The organism is Arthrobacter sp. zg-Y877, from assembly GCF_030373105.1.
Classification (GTDB): domain Bacteria; phylum Actinomycetota; class Actinomycetes; order Actinomycetales; family Micrococcaceae; genus Arthrobacter_B.
Window position 1 is genome coordinate 112,020 of record NZ_JAUCPU010000007.1, and the last position, 15,078, is coordinate 127,097.

The window sequence follows — 15,078 nt, forward strand, 5'->3', positions numbered from 1 at the left end:
CGCACCACCTTGGGGAACGCTGCGGCGGTATTACCGGCAGCCGCACCCGGCCACCACTGCTGCGGCGGAATCCACGGCGTCACGCGCCTGCTGGGTGTTTCCGTTCAACCCGCTGGCAATGAAGGTGAACGCGAGCACCCTGCCGTCCGCGTCCGTGGCATAGCCGCTCAGGGAGGTCACCGCCAGCAGGGTCCCCGTCTTGGCCCGGACAATTCCTGCCGCACCGGAATCCGTGTTCCCGTCGTAGCGGTCGGCAAGGGTGCCGCTCAGGGCAGCAACCGGGAGCCCGCCGGCAACTGCGCGCAGATCGGGGTCCGGGGTGGTCAGCAGGATCTGCATCAACGAGGTCAGCTGCTCGGCGGAGACCGAGGTCTCCCCGGACAGCCCGCTGGTGTCACCAAGCACCATCGTTCCGGTATCCACGCCCAGGCCGGCGACCTCGGCTTTGACGGCCTCGATCCCCCCGGCAAAGGATGCTTCGCGGTCCGAGGCTGCGGCGCTGAGCCGGGCCAGCACCTCGGCCAGGTAGTTGTCCGAGTTCAACAGCATGTAGTCGACCTGCTGTGTCAGCGGTGCGGAGCGGACTTCGGCCAGGGCGGCGGCCCCGTCGGGAGCGGTGCCGCGTTCCACGTCCGGCTCTACGGCGATGCCTTGTCCGGAAAGGGCTTCGGCAAGCGCGGCGCGGTAGGACTCCCCCGCGGACAGGGCGGCATCGTCCACGCGCGGCCCCGGCCCGGTGCCTTCCTCTGCCCAGGCGGAACTCACGGCGAGGGAGTAGACAGGCGCAATCTCGCCGGCCTCGACGTCGGCCTCTCCCCAGGCATCAGAGAGCGCCGGCCCGGTGAACAGGGAGTCGTCCACAAGGACCTTTACCGGGCCTGCGGTCCCGGCTGCGGCAAGCGCCGAGGCGGTCTGCTCGGCGAGGGTGGCCAGTCCGGCCCGCCCCGCCACGGACTCCGGATCCGACGGGCCCGCCGTCAGCAGCACATCGCCGCCGCCGCGCAGGACCACGGTGCCGGGATCCTCCCCCGGCAGTGCAGTGGTGGGAAAGCGGGTGCCGCCGTCCATCGCGGACAGTGCCGCGGCAGCGGTCAGGACCTTGAGGCTGGAGGCCGGAGCCTGACCGGCGGTGCCGTTGCGGTCATAGAGCACCGTTCCCGTCAGTACGTCCTGCACCACCGCGGAGAAGGCGCCACTGCCGTCCACGTCGAGCTCGGCATCCAGCAGCCGCCCCAACGTCTCCTGGTCAGGCAGGGGATCCGACGGTTTCGGGGCTGAAACGGGACCGCTGCCGGCCAGTTCAGTAGGTGCCCGCAGATACCCGGGAACAACCTCGGTACGCTCCAGCCGCGAGCCGGTCACTGCTTCGGCAACGGGCGGGAGGGCATAGCAGGCCAGTGGAACCAGCAGCACCGCAAAGGCAAGGGCCAGCAGCGTGCCGGAGAACATCCGAGACATGTCCCACCGACTCTTTCACTTTCGCCGGTTCCCCCGGCCAACGGGTCCTGTGCGCCGAACCCGGCGCAGGACATATATCTTTAACACTAGACCGACGCCGGCGTCCCGCCCGACCTTTCCGTTCCGGGGCACGCCGGGGCCGTATCCGTTATCCAGTCTTTCCAGTGGCTCCCCCTGCGGGCCACCCAGTGAGGAGTTGCAATGAAGCTCGACGTCACCATCGAGATCCCCAAGGGGTCCCGGGTCAAGTACGAAATCGACCACGAAACCCACCGCCTGCGCCTGGACCGGGTCCTGTTTACCTCCATGGCCTACCCCACCCACTACGGCTACTTCGAGAACACCTTGGGTGAGGACGGCGATCCGCTGGACGCCCTGGTGATGCTGCAGGACTTCGACCTGATGCCCGGCGTGCTGGTGGAATCCCGCCCCATCGGCGTGTTCAACATGGTGGACGACGGCGGCGGAGACGCCAAGGTCCTGTGTGTTCCGGTGGATCCGCGCTTTGACCACATCAAGGACCTCTCGGACGTGTCCGACTTCCTGCTGGATGAAATCAAGCACTTCTTCACCAAGTACAAGGACCTGGAGCCGGGCAAGTGGGTTGAAGCCGCAGACTGGGCCGGCCGCGAAGCAGCCGAAGCCGAGGTCAAGGCTTCCCTGGAGCGCTTCTCCGCCCAGGGCGAAGGCCACGAAGACGATCAGGCCCAGGGCCGCGACGTCGACGCCAACCCCGTCAACAACTAACGTTCCGCAGTACGACGGCGGCGGGTCCCCTCGGGGGCCGGCCGCCGTCGGCGTTTAAGCACTCAGCTGCCGCCGCCTGCCCTGCGCGCCCAGGAACGCATGTCCCCGCCGTGGGTACGGGCTGGGAAAACCGCCACGAAGACGGCAACCACGAGGACAATCCAACTATGCGTGAGCCATGCCGCCCAGGCCCCCAGAAGGATGACGCCCACCACAAACAGCAGGCGAAGCAGGGGGCGGCGGTCCGGGCGGGGTGCGTGCTCCTGGCTGGTCATGCGGCCGACTCTACCGCCCGGCCGGCTGTCTTTCCGCGCTCTCTGGGCGCGCCGCAACCGCATTCGGTTGTTTTCAGGGACGGTCTGACATGCTGGGGCCATGCATTATGTGCTGACCATTAACCAGCGGGATTCCCGGGAAGTCGGGGATCTGGTTCCGGACCTGATCCGGTCCCTTCGTCACCTGCCGGCGGCTGTTCCCTTCCAGCGCACCGTCGGCGATGAAGCCCAGGGTGTGCTCACGGATGCCTCGGCTGCGGTGGAGGCCGCGCTGACGGCGGTCCGGGAACGCCGCTGGCATGTGGGGGTGGGGGTCGGTGAACTCCAGCTTCCGCTGCCTGACGATCTCCGGGACGCGCGGGGCTACGGACTCGTCTACTCCCGCCGGGCGGTGGAACGGGCCCAGCGCACGGGTGACCGGGTCCCGCTTGCCGTGGACGGGCCGGATGCGGAGCTGGCAGCGGAGGCGGAAGCCGTGCTGCGCCTGCTGGGCCTGATCGTGGCGGCCCGGACCGACGCCGAGTGGAAGGTCCTGGACCTCATGACACCCGGAGCGCGTGGACAGCAGAAGTTCGTTGCCCAGGAACTGGGAATCACCGCGCAGGCAGTGAGCAAGGCGGTGGTCCGGTCGCATTGGAGCGAGGAATGGGCCACCCGGCCTGCCGCCGCACGCCTGCTGGGCCTGGTGTATGGGCCGGCGTCCCTGCCGCCGGCCGCGCTGCCCTACGGCGCCTGACCGCGCCCGGGAAGGGCAGCTAGGCTAGGCCCCGCAGTACGCTGGCCAGCACGCTGGCCGCGCCGTCTTCGTAAACGGTGCCGGTAACTTCGGATGCCGCCGCGAGCACCTCTTCCGGTGCCTGGCCCATGGCCACGCCCCGGGAGGCCCAGTCCAGCATCTCGATGTCATTGCGGCCGTCACCCAGGGCGACGGTCAGCGTGGGATCCACCTCCAGGCGGCGGCGGACCTGTTCCAGGGCACTGGCCTTGGTCACGCCGGCCGCGGCAATGTCGAGCCAGGCTGTCCAGCCCACGGAATACGTCACACCGTGCAGGCCGATCGCCCCCACCGCGGAGCCGAATTCCTCGGCCGTGCTGTCGGTGCTGAAGACCACCACCCGGACGGCCTGTGCCTCGAGCAGGGCCTCAAAATCCACCGCGAGGGCTTCGGCGCCGAAGCTCGCGTCCTGGAAGCGCTCGGTGGAAAGGAACCGTCCTTCGGCGTCTTCAAGGGCGAACTTCGCCGTCGGGAGCTTCTCCCGCAGCGCGGCGAGAGCCGGTTGGGGATCAAAGACCACGCGGTCCAGCACTTCGTAGCCGTCTTCCAGGGACGGATCCAGACGAAGGGTCACCGCGCCGTTGGAGCAGACGCAGTACCCCTCGGTCAGGCCCAGGAGTTCGAGGATCGGCAGCGCGGCCCCGTAGGACCTGCCCGTCGCCACCACCAGATGGTGTCCGGCCTGGATGGCCTCGCGTGCCGCATTGCGCACACCCGGGGACATGTGGCCGTCGTGGTCCACCAGTGTTCCGTCTACATCCAGGGCTACCAGGTGCCGCTTGTCAGGGGTTCGCTGGTCTTCGATGCCAGCGGTACTCAAAGTTGTCATCGTTTTATCTAAGCAGATCCGGCCGGAGGGCGGCTAGGACACCGAACCCTCGGACCTAGAGGACCGGAAGAACCTCCAGGCCGCCCAGGTACGGCTGCAGTGCAGCCGGCACGTTAACGGAGCCGTCCGGGTTCTGGTGGTGTTCCAGGATGGCGACGATCCAGCGGGTGGTAGCCAGCGTTCCGTTCAGGGTGGCCACGGCGCGGGTGCCCTTGCCCTCGGCCTGGCGTTCGCGGATATTCAGCCGCCGGGCCTGGAAGGTGGTGCAGTTGGAGGTGGACGTCAGCTCGCGGTAGGCGTTCTGGGTGGGAACCCAGGCCTCGCAGTCGAACTTCCGGGCTGCGGACATACCCAGGTCGCCGGCCGCCGTGTCGATGACCCGGTAGGGCAGCTCGACCTTGGCCAGCATTTCCTCTTCCCAGGCCAGCAGCCGGCGGTGCTCTTCCGCGGCGTCCTCCGGCCGGGTGTAGACGAACATTTCCACTTTGTTGAACTGGTGGACCCGGATGATGCCGCGGGTGTCCTTGCCGTGGGAACCGGCTTCCCGGCGGTAGCAGGAGGACCAGCCGGCGTAACGGACGGGTCCGCCGTCGAGTTCGAGGATTTCGTCGGCGTGGTAGCCGGCCAGCGGCACCTCGGACGTGCCCACCAGGTACAGGTCGTCTTCGGCGAGCCGGTAGATCTCGGCGTCGTGCGCCACGTCGAAGCCGGTGCCCTGCATCGTCTCGGGACGCACCAGGGTGGGGGTGATCATCGGGACGAACCCGGCCTTCACGGCCTGGTCCATGGCCATGTTCAGCAGTGCCAGTTCCAGCCGGGCGCCGACGCCGCGGAGGAAGTAGAAACGGGAGCCGGACACCTTGGCGCCGCGCTCCATGTCAATGGCGCCCAGCAGTTCGCCGATTTCCAGGTGGTCGCGGGGGGCAAATCCCTCGGCCTCGAAGTCGCGGGGCTTGCCGACCGTCTTGACGACCTCAAAGTCGTCCTCGCCGCCGACGGGCACGCCGTCGGACACCAGGTTCGGGATCCGGCGCAGCAGTGCGTCGGATTCCGCCTGGATGGCGTCGGCCTCGGCGCCGGCGGCCTTGACCGCGGCAGCCAGTTCCTTGACCTCGGCCAGAAGGGCCTGCTTCTCATCGCCCTTGGCCTGTGCCACGCGCTTGCCGAAGGCGTTCTGCTCGGCGCGCAGGGTCTCGTAGCGGGTCCGGGCGTCGCGGCGGGCGGCGTCGGCGGAAATGATCGCGTCCACAATGCTCTCGTCGGCCAGCCGGGCGCGCTGCGAGGCTCGGAATTTTTCAGGGTTTTCGCGGAGCTCATTTACATCGATCACGATTCAAGAGTACCGAAAACCTGCCCGGCCTTTGATCCGCGGTGTGACGGCTATTCTGGGATGCATCATGCCCGTTGAAATTACGCTCTTCCTTGTCCTCTGCACCGCCCTCCTGGCCTCCGCGGCAACCTGGGTTATTGCAGGCACCCGAACCCGGCGGCGGGCAGCAGCGGACGCGGCAGTATTCGCCCCGCGGGGGGCGGCGCACCAGCGGGTGGCCATGGTCGTTAATCCCATCAAGGCGCTGGCCGCCGACGCCGAAGCGGTGCTCAGGACCGCGTGTGAACTCGCCGGCTGGGATCCGCCCCTGATTCTGGAAACCACTGTGGACAGCCCCGGCTACCTGCAGGCGCTGCAGGCACTGGAATCGGGGGCCGACGTCGTACTCGCTGCAGGCGGGGACGGCACCATCCGTGAAGTCTCGCGGGCCGTGGCGCATTCCGGTGCCGCCCTGGGACTCATTCCGCTGGGCACGGGCAACCTGCTGGCCCGCAACCTGGACATCTCCGTCGCGGACCTGACGGGAAACATCCGCAACGCCCTCCACGGAGACGTGCGGCGGATCGATATGGCCGACATCCTGCTCGAAGACTCATCGACCGGCCAGCGCTCCCACAATGCCTTCCTGGTGATGGGCGGCATTGGACTGGATGCCCAGGTGATCGCCGCAACCCGGGACGGCCTGAAAAAGCGGGTGGGCTGGCTGGCCTACAGCGAAGCAGGCGTCCGTCTGCTGCCGGGGCGCCGCACGCGGATGTCCGTCAGCCTGGACGGCGGGCCGGCGCAGTCCCAGAAGGTCCACAGTGTGCTCGTGGCCAATACCGGACGCCTGCCCGCCGGCATCGATTTCATCCCCGACGCCGTGGTGGACGACGGCCTGCTCGACGTCGTCATCATCAGCCCGCGCAGTGTCCTGGGGTGGGCCTGGGTGGCGGGCAAGGTGATGACGCGCTATCCCAAGGACCTCCCGGTGATCAGCCACCACCGGGTCCGGAAAATCACGGTGACCGTCGCGGAACCCACACAGACCCAGCTCGACGGCGACCTGACCGGCCCGGCCACCAGCATCACGGTCGAGGTGGATACCGAGGCCCTGCTGGTCCGGGTGCCGCCCTCGCCCGTGCTGCCGCCGAAGGCCTAACAGACGGAAGCAAAAAGCGGCGCCGCACCGGTGGGTGCAGCGCCGCTTCCAGGGGAAGGCGTTACTTGCCGTCCTGGGTGCCTTCGGCGTCGGTGTAGCCGCCTTCGCGGTCCTCGTCCGTCTTGGCGCCCTCTGCCGCGGTGTACTTGCCTTCGTCCTCGAGGGAGGACGGGGAAGCCTGCTCGCGGATCAGTGCCTCTTCCTCGGCAAAGCGGATGTCGTTGCCCTGGTCGCCGACATCGCCGCGGTAGTTATCGTCATTGGTGGAAACACCGCTGGGCTTCGGGTCCTTGAGCTGCTCTTGTTCGTTGGGGTACTCGCTCATGCCGGCACCTTCCTTTGGTTGTCCAAATTTGTTGGTTGTCCAAATCTGGAGTGGTCGTCCAGAGCGCCAATACTGCACGCGCCTTCCATCAGCATACTTATTGCCGGTGCCCGCGGAAACCCGCTTAATCCTCGAGCATCATCCGCACAGCCGTCTCCGACGCGGAAAACCCGGTTACCGGAATCACGCGGCCGTCAAAGAACCGGTCCACCACGCGCGGGTCGATGTAGGACTTGCGGGCAATGGCCGGCGTGTTGCCCAGGTGCTCGGCAACATCGCGGGCCGTGGCCGCCACGGCCTTCTGCTTGGCGCGGGTGGTAACGGACGACGGCGCCAGACGGGCCAGGGACATTGCGGCGACGACGGTGGCCTGCCAGGTACGGAAATCCTTGGCACTGAAGTCCCCGCCCGTCACTTCCTTCAGGAAGGCATTGAGCTGGGCGGCATCCACACTGTGCCAGGCTCCGTCCACCCCCAGGTAGGCCAGCGCCGTATCCGCACCGGGACGCCGGAGCATGGGATCGATGGCCGCCGCAAGGTCCGCATCCTTGATCGAGGTGTGCCATTCCTGGCCGCTCTTGCCCGGGAAGTCGAAGCGCACCTCGGTTCCGTCCAGGCACACGTGCTCGATGCGCAGCGTCGTGGTGCCGTAGGAGCCGTTGGCCTCGGCATATCTGGTCCCGCCGACCCGCAGCGCCCCGGCGTCGACAATCCGCAAAGCCGCCGCCAGGGCACGCTCGGGCCCGCAGCCCTCTGCCCGCAGGTGCTTGGTGATCAGCCGGCGTGCGGCGGGAAGGGACTGGGCGAACTCGAGGGCGCGGTCGAATTTCTCGCGGTCCTTCATTTCGCGCCAGTGCGGGTGGTAGATGTACTGCTTGCGGCCCGCCCCGTCGGTTCCCGTGGCCTGGATATGGCCATTGGGATAGGGACTGATCCAGACCTCCGTCCAGGCCGGCGGAATCGCCAGCGAACGGATCCGGGCCAGGACGGCACGGTCGGTAATGATCCCGCCGCGGACATCCCGGTAGCTGAAGCCCTTGCCCCAGCGCCGCCGGGAGTAGCCGGGATGTTCGCAGTTGCTCCGCCGCAGTCGACCCATGGTGCGCACCTTTCACGCGCCGCTGCCGGACCGGCAGCGGCTTCTCGCCCTAGTATCCGTTCAGGACGGACTCGAGCCAAATGTCGGCGGCGCGGAACGCCTCGTCACTGGTATGCCGGGAAATCTCCGTCTCGCGCTGGTCCGCCCGGGGATAGGAACCCAGGAAGCGCAGCTCCGGGCTGATCCGGTGCAGGCCCTTCAAGGCGTCCGCCATCCGGGCGTCCGCCACATGGCCGTCTGCGTCAATGCTGAAGAAGTAGTCGCCAAGGAACACACCCGTGGGACGGGACTCGATCCGGCTCAGGTTCACGCCGCGGGTGGAGAAGTGCTCCAGGATCTCCATCAGGGCTCCCGGGTGGTCCTCGGGAAGGGGAACCACAAGGGTGGTCTTGTCCGCTCCGGTGGGTTCGGGCAGCAGGCCGGGCAGGCTGATCATCACGAACCGGGTCACTGCGTCCCGGACGTCGCCGATGTCCTCCCCGAGCACTTCCAGCCCGAGCCGCTGCGCAACCAGCGGGGAACAGATGGCCGCTTCGAAGCCCGGCTCCGGGCCCCCGAGTTCCACGGCGGCTGCCGCCGTGGAGGACGCGGGAAGATATTCCGCGTCCGGAATATTTGCTGCCGCCCATTCGCGGCACTGCGCCCACGCGTGCGAATGCGTGGAGACAGTGCGGATGTCGGCCAGACCGGTCCCCGGACGCGCAGCCAGGACAAACGTAATCGGCACCAGGACCTCACGCAGGATCCGCAGCGAGGTTCCCGCGGAAAGCGCATCGAGGGTGGCACTGACCCCGCCTTCGACGGAGTTTTCGATCGGAACAACCGCAGCGGTCGCCTGTCCGGAACGGACCATTTCCAGTGCCGAATTCACGCTGGGGGCCGGAATGCGGACCGCGTCCTGGGCGCCAGGAATGCTCAGCAGGGCCGCCTCCGTAAAGGTGCCTTCCGGCCCGAGGTAGGCGTAGACCACGGCTTCCCCTTCCGGACCGGAGTGGTGCGGGGCGGGGCGGGTATCGGCGGCGGACGTCATTTAACGGTCGGTTCCTGCCCGTTGTCGGAGACCATGGGCTTGCCCGCTTCGAGCCAGGCACCCATCCCGCCATTGACGTTCACGGCGGAGTAACCGTTGGCCTCCAGCCACTGGGTGGCGCGGGCACTGCGGCCGCCGGTGCGGCAGATGACGGCCAGGTCCTGATCCGGATCCAGGTCATCGAGGGCTTCGGGCAGCCGGTCGAGCGGGATGTGGAGGGCGCCGTCGACGTGCCCGGCTTCCCACTCGTAGTCTTCCCGGACGTCGAGGATCTTTGCGCCCTCGGGGATGGTCTCTACGGTTACGCTCTGCATCTCGCTCATCGCTGCCCTCACTGTCGTACGATCGCCCTGCACCGCGCGCCCGGGGACCCGGGTCCCGCTGCGCAGGGCCGTTTTCTCCAGCCTATAGTGGGACGCGGTCCGGGAGAATAAACGTCCGGATCCAGCATGCAACGAAAGGTATGCAATGCCCGCTCCCCACGATATGACCGCCGTCGAACTGCGGGATGCCCTGGCCTCGGGCAGTCTGGGTGCCGAGGAAGTCACTGTCCACTATCTCCGGCGGATCGAGGAGCTCAACCCGGCGCTGGGCGCGTTCCTGACGCCGACGCCGGAGGAGGCCGTGGCGGAAGCGCGGGCGGCTGACGGCCGCCGCGCCCGGGGAGAACGGCTGGGCCTGCTGCATGGGATGCCGCTGGCACATAAGGATCTGACCGATGTGGCCGGCGTCCGCACCACCCTGGGCAGCGCCGCGCTGGACCCATGGGTGGCGGAGGACGACGCGCCGCTTCCGGCCGTCCTGCGCCGCGCCGGGGCAATCAGCCTGGGCAAAACGCAGGTCCCGGAATTCGGGCTCAGCAGCTACAGCGAAAACCAGGTGGGTCCGCCCGCCCGGAATCCCCGCGATCCGCGGCTCAGCCCCGGCGGATCCTCCGGTGGGAGTGCCGCGGCAGTGGCCGCGGGTTTGATCCCCTTTGCTCCGGGAACCGACGGCGGCGGGTCCGTCCGCATTCCGGCAGCGGCCACCGGCCTGGTGGGCCTGAAGCCGAACCGGGGCAGGGTCCCGGCCGGATCGGCGCAGCAGGACCTGGGCCAGTTCGTCGTAGCCGGCCCACTGGCCCGGAGCGCCGCCGATGCGGCGCTGCTGCTGGACGCGATGGTCGACGAACCCAATTACCGGGCCACCAACGCCGCCCCGGCCCCGGGAACCTTCCTGGCGGCGGCGCTGCGGGCCGAGGGACGGTTCCGGATCGGGGTCAGTACCCGTTCACCCTTCGAATCCCGGCTGGATATCCGGCTCGATCCCGAGGCCGTGGAGGCGCTCGACGCCGGCGTTGCCGCCCTCACCCGCGCCGGCCACGATCTGGTGGACACGGATCTGAGGTACGACGAGCGTTATCCGGACGCGTTCCAGGTGGTGTGGACCGCCGGGCTGTCGACCGCCGCCCTGTCCCCGGGCGGCGAGGAGCGCCTGACGGACCTGGCCGCGGTTATGCGGCGGAGGGCACTTCAGCGGAGTGCGGCGGACCTGGTGGCCGCCGTCGACGTCCTCCGGACCTTCGAGGTGGAGACCATCCGGCAATACAGCGCCTACGACATGGTCCTGACACCAACCCTGGGCATGACGCCGCGGCCCATTGGCTGGTACGCCGGCCAGGGCGAAAGTGCCGAAGACCGGGCGGATGAGGACTACGCACGCCAGTGCCAATACTCCCCTTTTACGTCCATGGTGAATGTCTGCGGACTTCCCGCCATTACCCTGCCGGTGCTGGACACCGCCGCCGGCCTGCCGATGGGCATCCAGCTGATCGGCCGGCCCGGCGCCGAAGCGGACCTGCTTGCCGTCGCCGCCCAGCTGGGCTACTGACCTCCGGCTAGAACAGTCCGGCAAGCAGGCGGTCGGATTCCCGCTGCCCCTCGACGTCGAAGGCGCCGCCGGTCACCAGCAGTTCGTCCGCTCCGGAGGAAGCCACCAGTTCCTCAAGGCGTTGCTGCACCCGGCCGACGGTTCCATAGACAGACGTGTCAAGGGCGCCTCGGACCAGCTCCTGGTGCCGCGGTGACGGGTCGGCGCCGCCGGCAGCGCTGGACAGTGCGGGAAAAACACCCTTGGTCCGGGAAACGGCCAGTGCCTGCGCTTCGGGCAGCAGCAGTTCCTCGGCAGCCTCCTCGGTCCCGGCCACCGCAATGTTGACGGCAGCCACGACATAGGGGCGCGGGAAGCGGTCCGAGGGGCGGAAGGCGGCGCGGTAACGCTCCAGCGCACCGGCGCGGCCGGCGCTGTTGGTCCGGAATAACGCCGGGCCGCCCAGAACGACGCCGAGCCCGGCCCGGGCGGCTATCTCCACACCTGCACCTGTGGCCAGCACAAAGACGGGCGTTCGACCGCCGTCCTGCGGGCGGGCGGTAATGGGCGCGGTGCCGTCGAGGTAGGCCAGCAGTTCCGCCAGGTGCGCTTCGAACTGTTCCGCCTCGGCCTGCCCTGCCCGCAGCGCGGTCCGCACCGCCGGTGTGAACCCGATGGACCGGCCCAGGCCAAGGTCGATCCGGCCGGGATTCAGGGCCTGCAGGGTGGCTGCCTGTTCGGCCACCACCAGCGGCTGATGGTTCGGCAGCATGACACCCCCGGAACCGATCCGGATGCTGCTGGTGCGCGCTGCCAGGGCAGCCATCAGGACGGCGGGCGCAGACCCGGCGATTCCCGCCACTGCATGATGCTCGGCCACCCAAAAGCGGCGGTATCCGAGCACTTCCGCCGCCTCCGCGCGCTCAAGTACGGCACCGAGCGCATCAGCTTCGGAAAACCCTTCCCGTGAGTTGGCGCGGTCAAGGATGGAGAGGGGAACACTGAGGCTGGCCATACCTGTACCAACCCGCCCGGTGGTGGGGGAATTCCGCGCCGGACGTGCAAATCCCGGCGTCATGCAGGCACCCAAGCATGTAATGCGGGCCGGATTGGCCCATTTACGTGTGACCTTCCCCACGTACGGGCAGGGAAGGTTCGCGTTCCCCGGCGGATTCTTTCGGTTGTGGCTGCATTCACCCCTCCCGGGGGTGGGAATATTAAACTCGTGAGCCATACCCCCAGTACCCCAGGCGTAAAAGAAGCGCGTAAAACCTTCTTCGGCCATCCCCGGATGTTGGCCAACCTCTTCAGTGTTGAGCTGTGGGAGCGATTCTCCTTCTACGGCATGCAGGGCATCCTGCTGTACTACATGTACTACAGCACCACCGACGGCGGCCTCGGCATCGACGAAGCCATCGCCGTCTCCCTGGTCGGTGCGTATGGCGGTGGCGTGTACCTCTCCACCATCCTCGGTGCATGGCTGGCGGACCGCGTCTTCGGCGCCGAACGGGTGCTGTTCTACGCCGCCGCACTGGTCATGCTGGGCCACATTTCCCTGGCCGTGCTTCCCGGCGCCGTCGGACTGGCCGCAGGCCTGATCCTGATCGCCCTGGGTTCCGGCGGCGTCAAGGCCAATGCGACATCGCTCGTCGGCACCTTGTACGACGAGAAGGACCAGCGGCGCGACGCCGGCTTCTCCATCTTCTACATGGGCATCAACATCGGTGCCCTGATCGGCCCGATCCTGACCGGTCTGGCCTGGACCGAGTACGGCTTCCACTACGGCTTCGGCCTGGCCGCCATCGGCATGGCCATCGGTCTGGTGCAGTACGGCGTAACCCGCAAGAACCTGCCCGAATCCGCACATCATGTAGCCAACCCGCTCCCGAAGCAGCAGTACATGAAGGTCGGGCTCATTGCCGTGGCCGGTCTGGTTGTTATTGCGCTGGCCGTTGTCTTCAACATCCTGACCGCCAAGAACCTCGCCGTGGTCATGGCGGCCGTGGCCATCGTGGCTTCCGTCGCCTACTTCGTCATCATCCTCAGCAGCAAGAAGGTGAACCAGGTGGAACGCCGCCGGGTGTACTCCTTCATGCCGCTCTTTATTGCCAGCGCTGCGTTCTGGGCCTTGTTCCAGCAGCAGTTCACGGTGGTTGCCATGTACGCGGACACCTCCCTGAACCGCAGCATCTTCGGCTGGGAAATGCCGCCGAGCTGGGTGCAGTCCATTAACCCGGTCTTCATCATCATCTTCGCCGCGGTCTTCGCCGGTGTGTGGACCAAGATGGGCGACCGCCAGCCGTCCTCCCCGCTGAAGTTCGCCATGGGCCTGGCCGTGATGGGCCTCGCCTTCCTGGCCTTCATTCCGTTCTCCGGAGGTGCCCCGAACAGCACCCCGCTGCTGGCCATGGCCGGCATCCTGCTGCTGTTCACCTTCGCCGAACTGTTCCTGTCCCCGATCGGCCTGTCGGTGGCAACCAAGCTGGCTCCGGAAGTCTTCCGGACCCAGATGGTGGCCCTGTTCTTCCTGTCCGTCTCCCTGGGCACCACCCTGGCCGGCTGGCTGGCACAGTTCTACGATCCCGCAACCGAGGTCAGCTACTTCACCTTCAGCGGCGTCACCGCAATCATCCTGGGCATTGCCCTGGCTGCGGCGACACCGTCGATCAAGAAGCTCATGGGCGGCGTGCGCTAGCAGCACCCCGCACCACTGCAGCAGGGACGGCGGCACCGGAACTCTCCGGTGCCGCCGTCCTTTTTTGTGTCCGCTTGTGTCCGCAGACATGCTTGGCTGTGCCCCGGAACGTGGTTAGGATGGGTCCCAGCTTCAGGAGACACGGCCGCCAAGCTCCGACTTGGCCGTGCACCAACCCCATGCTTCGCGGGTGGTTCGGATGACGAAGCGGCCTGCACCGCCCTTCCGGGCGTCCGGTGCCGGCAAGAGCACTGCTTCCCAAGGATGACTGCCATGCGCAAAAGCACTGACCGCATTTTGACCACCCACGCCGGTTCCCTTCCCCGTACTCCTGAACTGCTGGCCGCGAATGCGGCACGCGAAGCCGATCCCGCAGACACCGGGGGTTACGCGGAGCTACTGCAGGCCGCCGTCGCCGACCTGGTGGCCCGCCAACTGAAGGCCGGCATCGATATTCCGAACGACGGCGAATACGGCCACGCGATGTCCGCCGACGTCGACTACGGGGCCTGGTGGTCCTATTCCTTCTCCCGGCTCGCCGGCCTGAGCGTGGCCGAAACGGGAATCTGGGACATGGAGCCGCACCGCTCCGAACCGGGCAGTGTGGTCCTCACCAGCTTCGGCGACCGCCGCGACCGGCAACGCTTCTCCGCGGCCTACTCCGACCCGTCCTCGGGCATCACCACGGGCGCGCAGAAGGTCTTCCCGAAGGTCACGGGCCCGGTGGAATACACCGGGTACGACGCCGTGGCGAACGACATTGCCAACCTCAAGGCGGGATTGGCGTCGGCGGGGCTGACGGAAGGCTTCCTGGCGTCACTGTCCCCCGGGTCCTGTTCCCGGATTGCCAACGAGTACTACGCCACCGAGGAAGAGTTCATTTTCGCGTGTGCGGACGCCATGCGCGAGGAATACCTGGCCATTGCCGACGCCGGGCTGATTGTCCAGATCGATGACCCGTCCATCGCGGAGAACTGGGACCAGATCAATCCCGAACCGTCCGTCGAGGACTACCTCAGGTTCACGCAGGTCCGTGTGGAGGCCCTGAACTACGCCCTGCGCGGCATCCCGGAGGAACAGGTCCGGTTCCACCTATGCTGGGGCTCCTGGCACGGGCCGCACACCACGGACATCGAGTTCCGGCATCTGGTGGACACCCTGCTGCGGATCAACGCGGGCGGCTACAGCTTTGAAGCCGGAAACGTGCGGCACGAGCACGAATGGCGGGTCTGGGAGGACACCAAACTGCCGGACGGCAAGGTCATCCTCCCCGGCGTCGTCTCCCATGCCACCAACGTGGTGGAGCATCCGGAACTGGTGGCGAACCGGATCGAGCGTTTCGCCGGGCTGGTGGGACGGGAAAACATCATTGCCTCCACTGACTGCGGGCTGGGCGGACGGGTGCATCCCCAGATCGCGGCCGCCAAACTCGAGGCCCTGGGCGAGGGTGCCCGGCTGGCAAGCAGCCGGCTCTGGTAACCCAACAGCGGTGCCGCCGGCCCGCTCGTGCGGCGGAAAAGCCCTTT

At 67.6% G+C, this 15,078-nt stretch carries 15 protein-coding genes and 1 riboswitch; of the genes, 6 read left to right on the plus strand and 9 right to left on the minus strand.

All coding sequences use genetic code 11. The features are described 5' to 3' along the window. Positions 1-30: 30 nt before the first annotated feature. The gene (gene dacB / locus QNO03_RS11355; RefSeq protein ID WP_289603373.1) at positions 31-1,458 is read right to left on the minus strand and encodes a D-alanyl-D-alanine carboxypeptidase/D-alanyl-D-alanine endopeptidase; all 1,428 of its coding nucleotides are present in this window, start codon (positions 1,456-1,458) and stop codon (positions 31-33) included. A 201-nt stretch (positions 1,459-1,659) separates the two neighbouring features. Between dacB and QNO03_RS11360 the strand changes: the two genes are divergently transcribed. After that, positions 1,660-2,205 carry an inorganic diphosphatase gene (locus QNO03_RS11360; RefSeq protein ID WP_229945706.1) on the plus strand — a complete coding sequence of 182 codons (546 nt, stop codon included), beginning with the start codon at positions 1,660-1,662 and terminating at the stop codon, positions 2,203-2,205. Between the two features lie 62 nt (positions 2,206-2,267). On the opposite strand, the gene QNO03_RS11365 is transcribed toward QNO03_RS11360, so the two are convergent. Continuing rightward, positions 2,268-2,480, minus strand: a complete 213-nt coding sequence (locus tag QNO03_RS11365; RefSeq protein WP_289603374.1) for a hypothetical protein — start codon at positions 2,478-2,480, stop codon at positions 2,268-2,270. Between the two features lie 100 nt (positions 2,481-2,580). Here QNO03_RS11365 and QNO03_RS11370 point away from each other — a divergent pair, with 100 nt between their 5' ends. Beyond that, positions 2,581-3,216 carry a hypothetical protein gene (locus QNO03_RS11370; RefSeq protein WP_229945713.1) on the plus strand — a complete coding sequence of 212 codons (636 nt, stop codon included), beginning with the start codon at positions 2,581-2,583 and terminating at the stop codon, positions 3,214-3,216. A gap of 19 nt (positions 3,217-3,235) precedes the next feature. Here QNO03_RS11370 and QNO03_RS11375 read toward each other — a convergent pair whose 3' ends face one another. Together QNO03_RS11375 and serS are read right to left on the minus strand one after the other, a co-directional pair. After that, positions 3,236-4,084 carry an HAD family hydrolase gene (locus QNO03_RS11375; RefSeq protein WP_229945716.1) on the minus strand — a complete coding sequence of 283 codons (849 nt, stop codon included), beginning with the start codon at positions 4,082-4,084 and terminating at the stop codon, positions 3,236-3,238. A gap of 55 nt (positions 4,085-4,139) precedes the next feature. Further along, the gene (gene serS / locus QNO03_RS11380; RefSeq protein WP_289603375.1) at positions 4,140-5,414 is read right to left on the minus strand and encodes a serine--tRNA ligase; all 1,275 of its coding nucleotides are present in this window, start codon (positions 5,412-5,414) and stop codon (positions 4,140-4,142) included. A gap of 67 nt (positions 5,415-5,481) precedes the next feature. Between serS and QNO03_RS11385 the strand changes: the two genes are divergently transcribed. Next, complete coding sequence (locus QNO03_RS11385) at positions 5,482-6,555, plus strand: diacylglycerol/lipid kinase family protein (RefSeq protein ID WP_289603376.1); 1,074 nt, start codon at positions 5,482-5,484, stop codon at positions 6,553-6,555. Positions 6,556-6,616: 61 nt separating this feature from the next. On the opposite strand, the gene QNO03_RS11390 is transcribed toward QNO03_RS11385, so the two are convergent. From QNO03_RS11390 to QNO03_RS11405, 4 genes are all read right to left on the minus strand, one after another. Then, positions 6,617-6,880 (minus strand): hypothetical protein, encoded by a 264-nt coding sequence (locus tag QNO03_RS11390; RefSeq protein WP_229945724.1) that lies wholly within the window; start codon positions 6,878-6,880, stop codon positions 6,617-6,619. Between the two features lie 124 nt (positions 6,881-7,004). Then, positions 7,005-7,979 (minus strand): DNA topoisomerase IB, encoded by a 975-nt coding sequence (locus tag QNO03_RS11395; protein WP_289603377.1) that lies wholly within the window; start codon positions 7,977-7,979, stop codon positions 7,005-7,007. 49 nt (positions 7,980-8,028) lie between these two features. Then, positions 8,029-9,009, minus strand: a complete 981-nt coding sequence (pheA, locus tag QNO03_RS11400; RefSeq protein ID WP_289603378.1) for a prephenate dehydratase — start codon at positions 9,007-9,009, stop codon at positions 8,029-8,031. After that, a complete protein-coding gene (locus QNO03_RS11405; RefSeq protein ID WP_289603379.1) occupies positions 9,006-9,332 on the minus strand; it encodes a rhodanese-like domain-containing protein in 327 nt (108 codons plus the stop codon). The genes pheA and QNO03_RS11405 overlap by 4 nt, the downstream gene beginning before the upstream one ends. A 145-nt stretch (positions 9,333-9,477) precedes the next feature. Between QNO03_RS11405 and QNO03_RS11410 the strand changes: the two genes are divergently transcribed. Next, positions 9,478-10,878 carry an amidase gene (locus tag QNO03_RS11410; RefSeq protein ID WP_289603380.1) on the plus strand — a complete coding sequence of 467 codons (1,401 nt, stop codon included), beginning with the start codon at positions 9,478-9,480 and terminating at the stop codon, positions 10,876-10,878. Positions 10,879-10,885: 7 nt separating this feature from the next. Here QNO03_RS11410 and QNO03_RS11415 read toward each other — a convergent pair whose 3' ends face one another. Then, positions 10,886-11,872: an MsnO8 family LLM class oxidoreductase gene (locus QNO03_RS11415; RefSeq protein WP_289603381.1), complete on the minus strand. Its 987-nt coding sequence runs from the start codon at positions 11,870-11,872 to the stop codon at positions 10,886-10,888. Positions 11,873-12,082: 210 nt separating this feature from the next. On the opposite strand from QNO03_RS11415, the gene QNO03_RS11420 reads away from it, so the two are divergent. Further along, positions 12,083-13,552, plus strand: coding sequence for a peptide MFS transporter (locus QNO03_RS11420; protein ID WP_283995851.1), 1,470 nt, complete (start codon positions 12,083-12,085; stop codon positions 13,550-13,552). Between the two features lie 130 nt (positions 13,553-13,682). Further along, positions 13,683-13,807: riboswitch (SAM riboswitch) on the plus strand. A gap of 18 nt (positions 13,808-13,825) precedes the next feature. Next, positions 13,826-15,031, plus strand: coding sequence for a cobalamin-independent methionine synthase II family protein (locus tag QNO03_RS11425; protein ID WP_289603382.1), 1,206 nt, complete (start codon positions 13,826-13,828; stop codon positions 15,029-15,031). Positions 15,032-15,078: the final 47 nt, after the last annotated feature.

Bases quoted from the DNA above. Each gene is read 5' to 3' on its own strand.
- dacB (WP_289603373.1), bottom strand. From the start codon at position 1,458: ATGTCTCGGATGTTCTCCGGCACGCTGCTGGCCCTTGCCTTTGCGGTG.
- QNO03_RS11360 (WP_229945706.1), top strand. From the start codon at position 1,660: ATGAAGCTCGACGTCACCATCGAGATCCCCAAGGGGTCCCGGGTCAAG.
- QNO03_RS11365 (WP_289603374.1), bottom strand. From the start codon at position 2,480: ATGACCAGCCAGGAGCACGCACCCCGCCCGGACCGCCGCCCCCTGCTT.
- QNO03_RS11370 (WP_229945713.1), top strand. From the start codon at position 2,581: ATGCATTATGTGCTGACCATTAACCAGCGGGATTCCCGGGAAGTCGGG.
- QNO03_RS11375 (WP_229945716.1), bottom strand. From the start codon at position 4,084: ATGACAACTTTGAGTACCGCTGGCATCGAAGACCAGCGAACCCCTGAC.
- QNO03_RS11385 (WP_289603376.1), top strand. From the start codon at position 5,482: ATGCCCGTTGAAATTACGCTCTTCCTTGTCCTCTGCACCGCCCTCCTG.
- QNO03_RS11390 (WP_229945724.1), bottom strand. From the start codon at position 6,880: ATGAGCGAGTACCCCAACGAACAAGAGCAGCTCAAGGACCCGAAGCCC.
- QNO03_RS11395 (WP_289603377.1), bottom strand. From the start codon at position 7,979: ATGGGTCGACTGCGGCGGAGCAACTGCGAACATCCCGGCTACTCCCGG.
- pheA (WP_289603378.1), bottom strand. From the start codon at position 9,009: ATGACGTCCGCCGCCGATACCCGCCCCGCCCCGCACCACTCCGGTCCG.
- QNO03_RS11405 (WP_289603379.1), bottom strand. From the start codon at position 9,332: ATGAGCGAGATGCAGAGCGTAACCGTAGAGACCATCCCCGAGGGCGCA.
- QNO03_RS11410 (WP_289603380.1), top strand. From the start codon at position 9,478: ATGCCCGCTCCCCACGATATGACCGCCGTCGAACTGCGGGATGCCCTG.
- QNO03_RS11415 (WP_289603381.1), bottom strand. From the start codon at position 11,872: ATGGCCAGCCTCAGTGTTCCCCTCTCCATCCTTGACCGCGCCAACTCA.
- QNO03_RS11425 (WP_289603382.1), top strand. From the start codon at position 13,826: ATGCGCAAAAGCACTGACCGCATTTTGACCACCCACGCCGGTTCCCTT.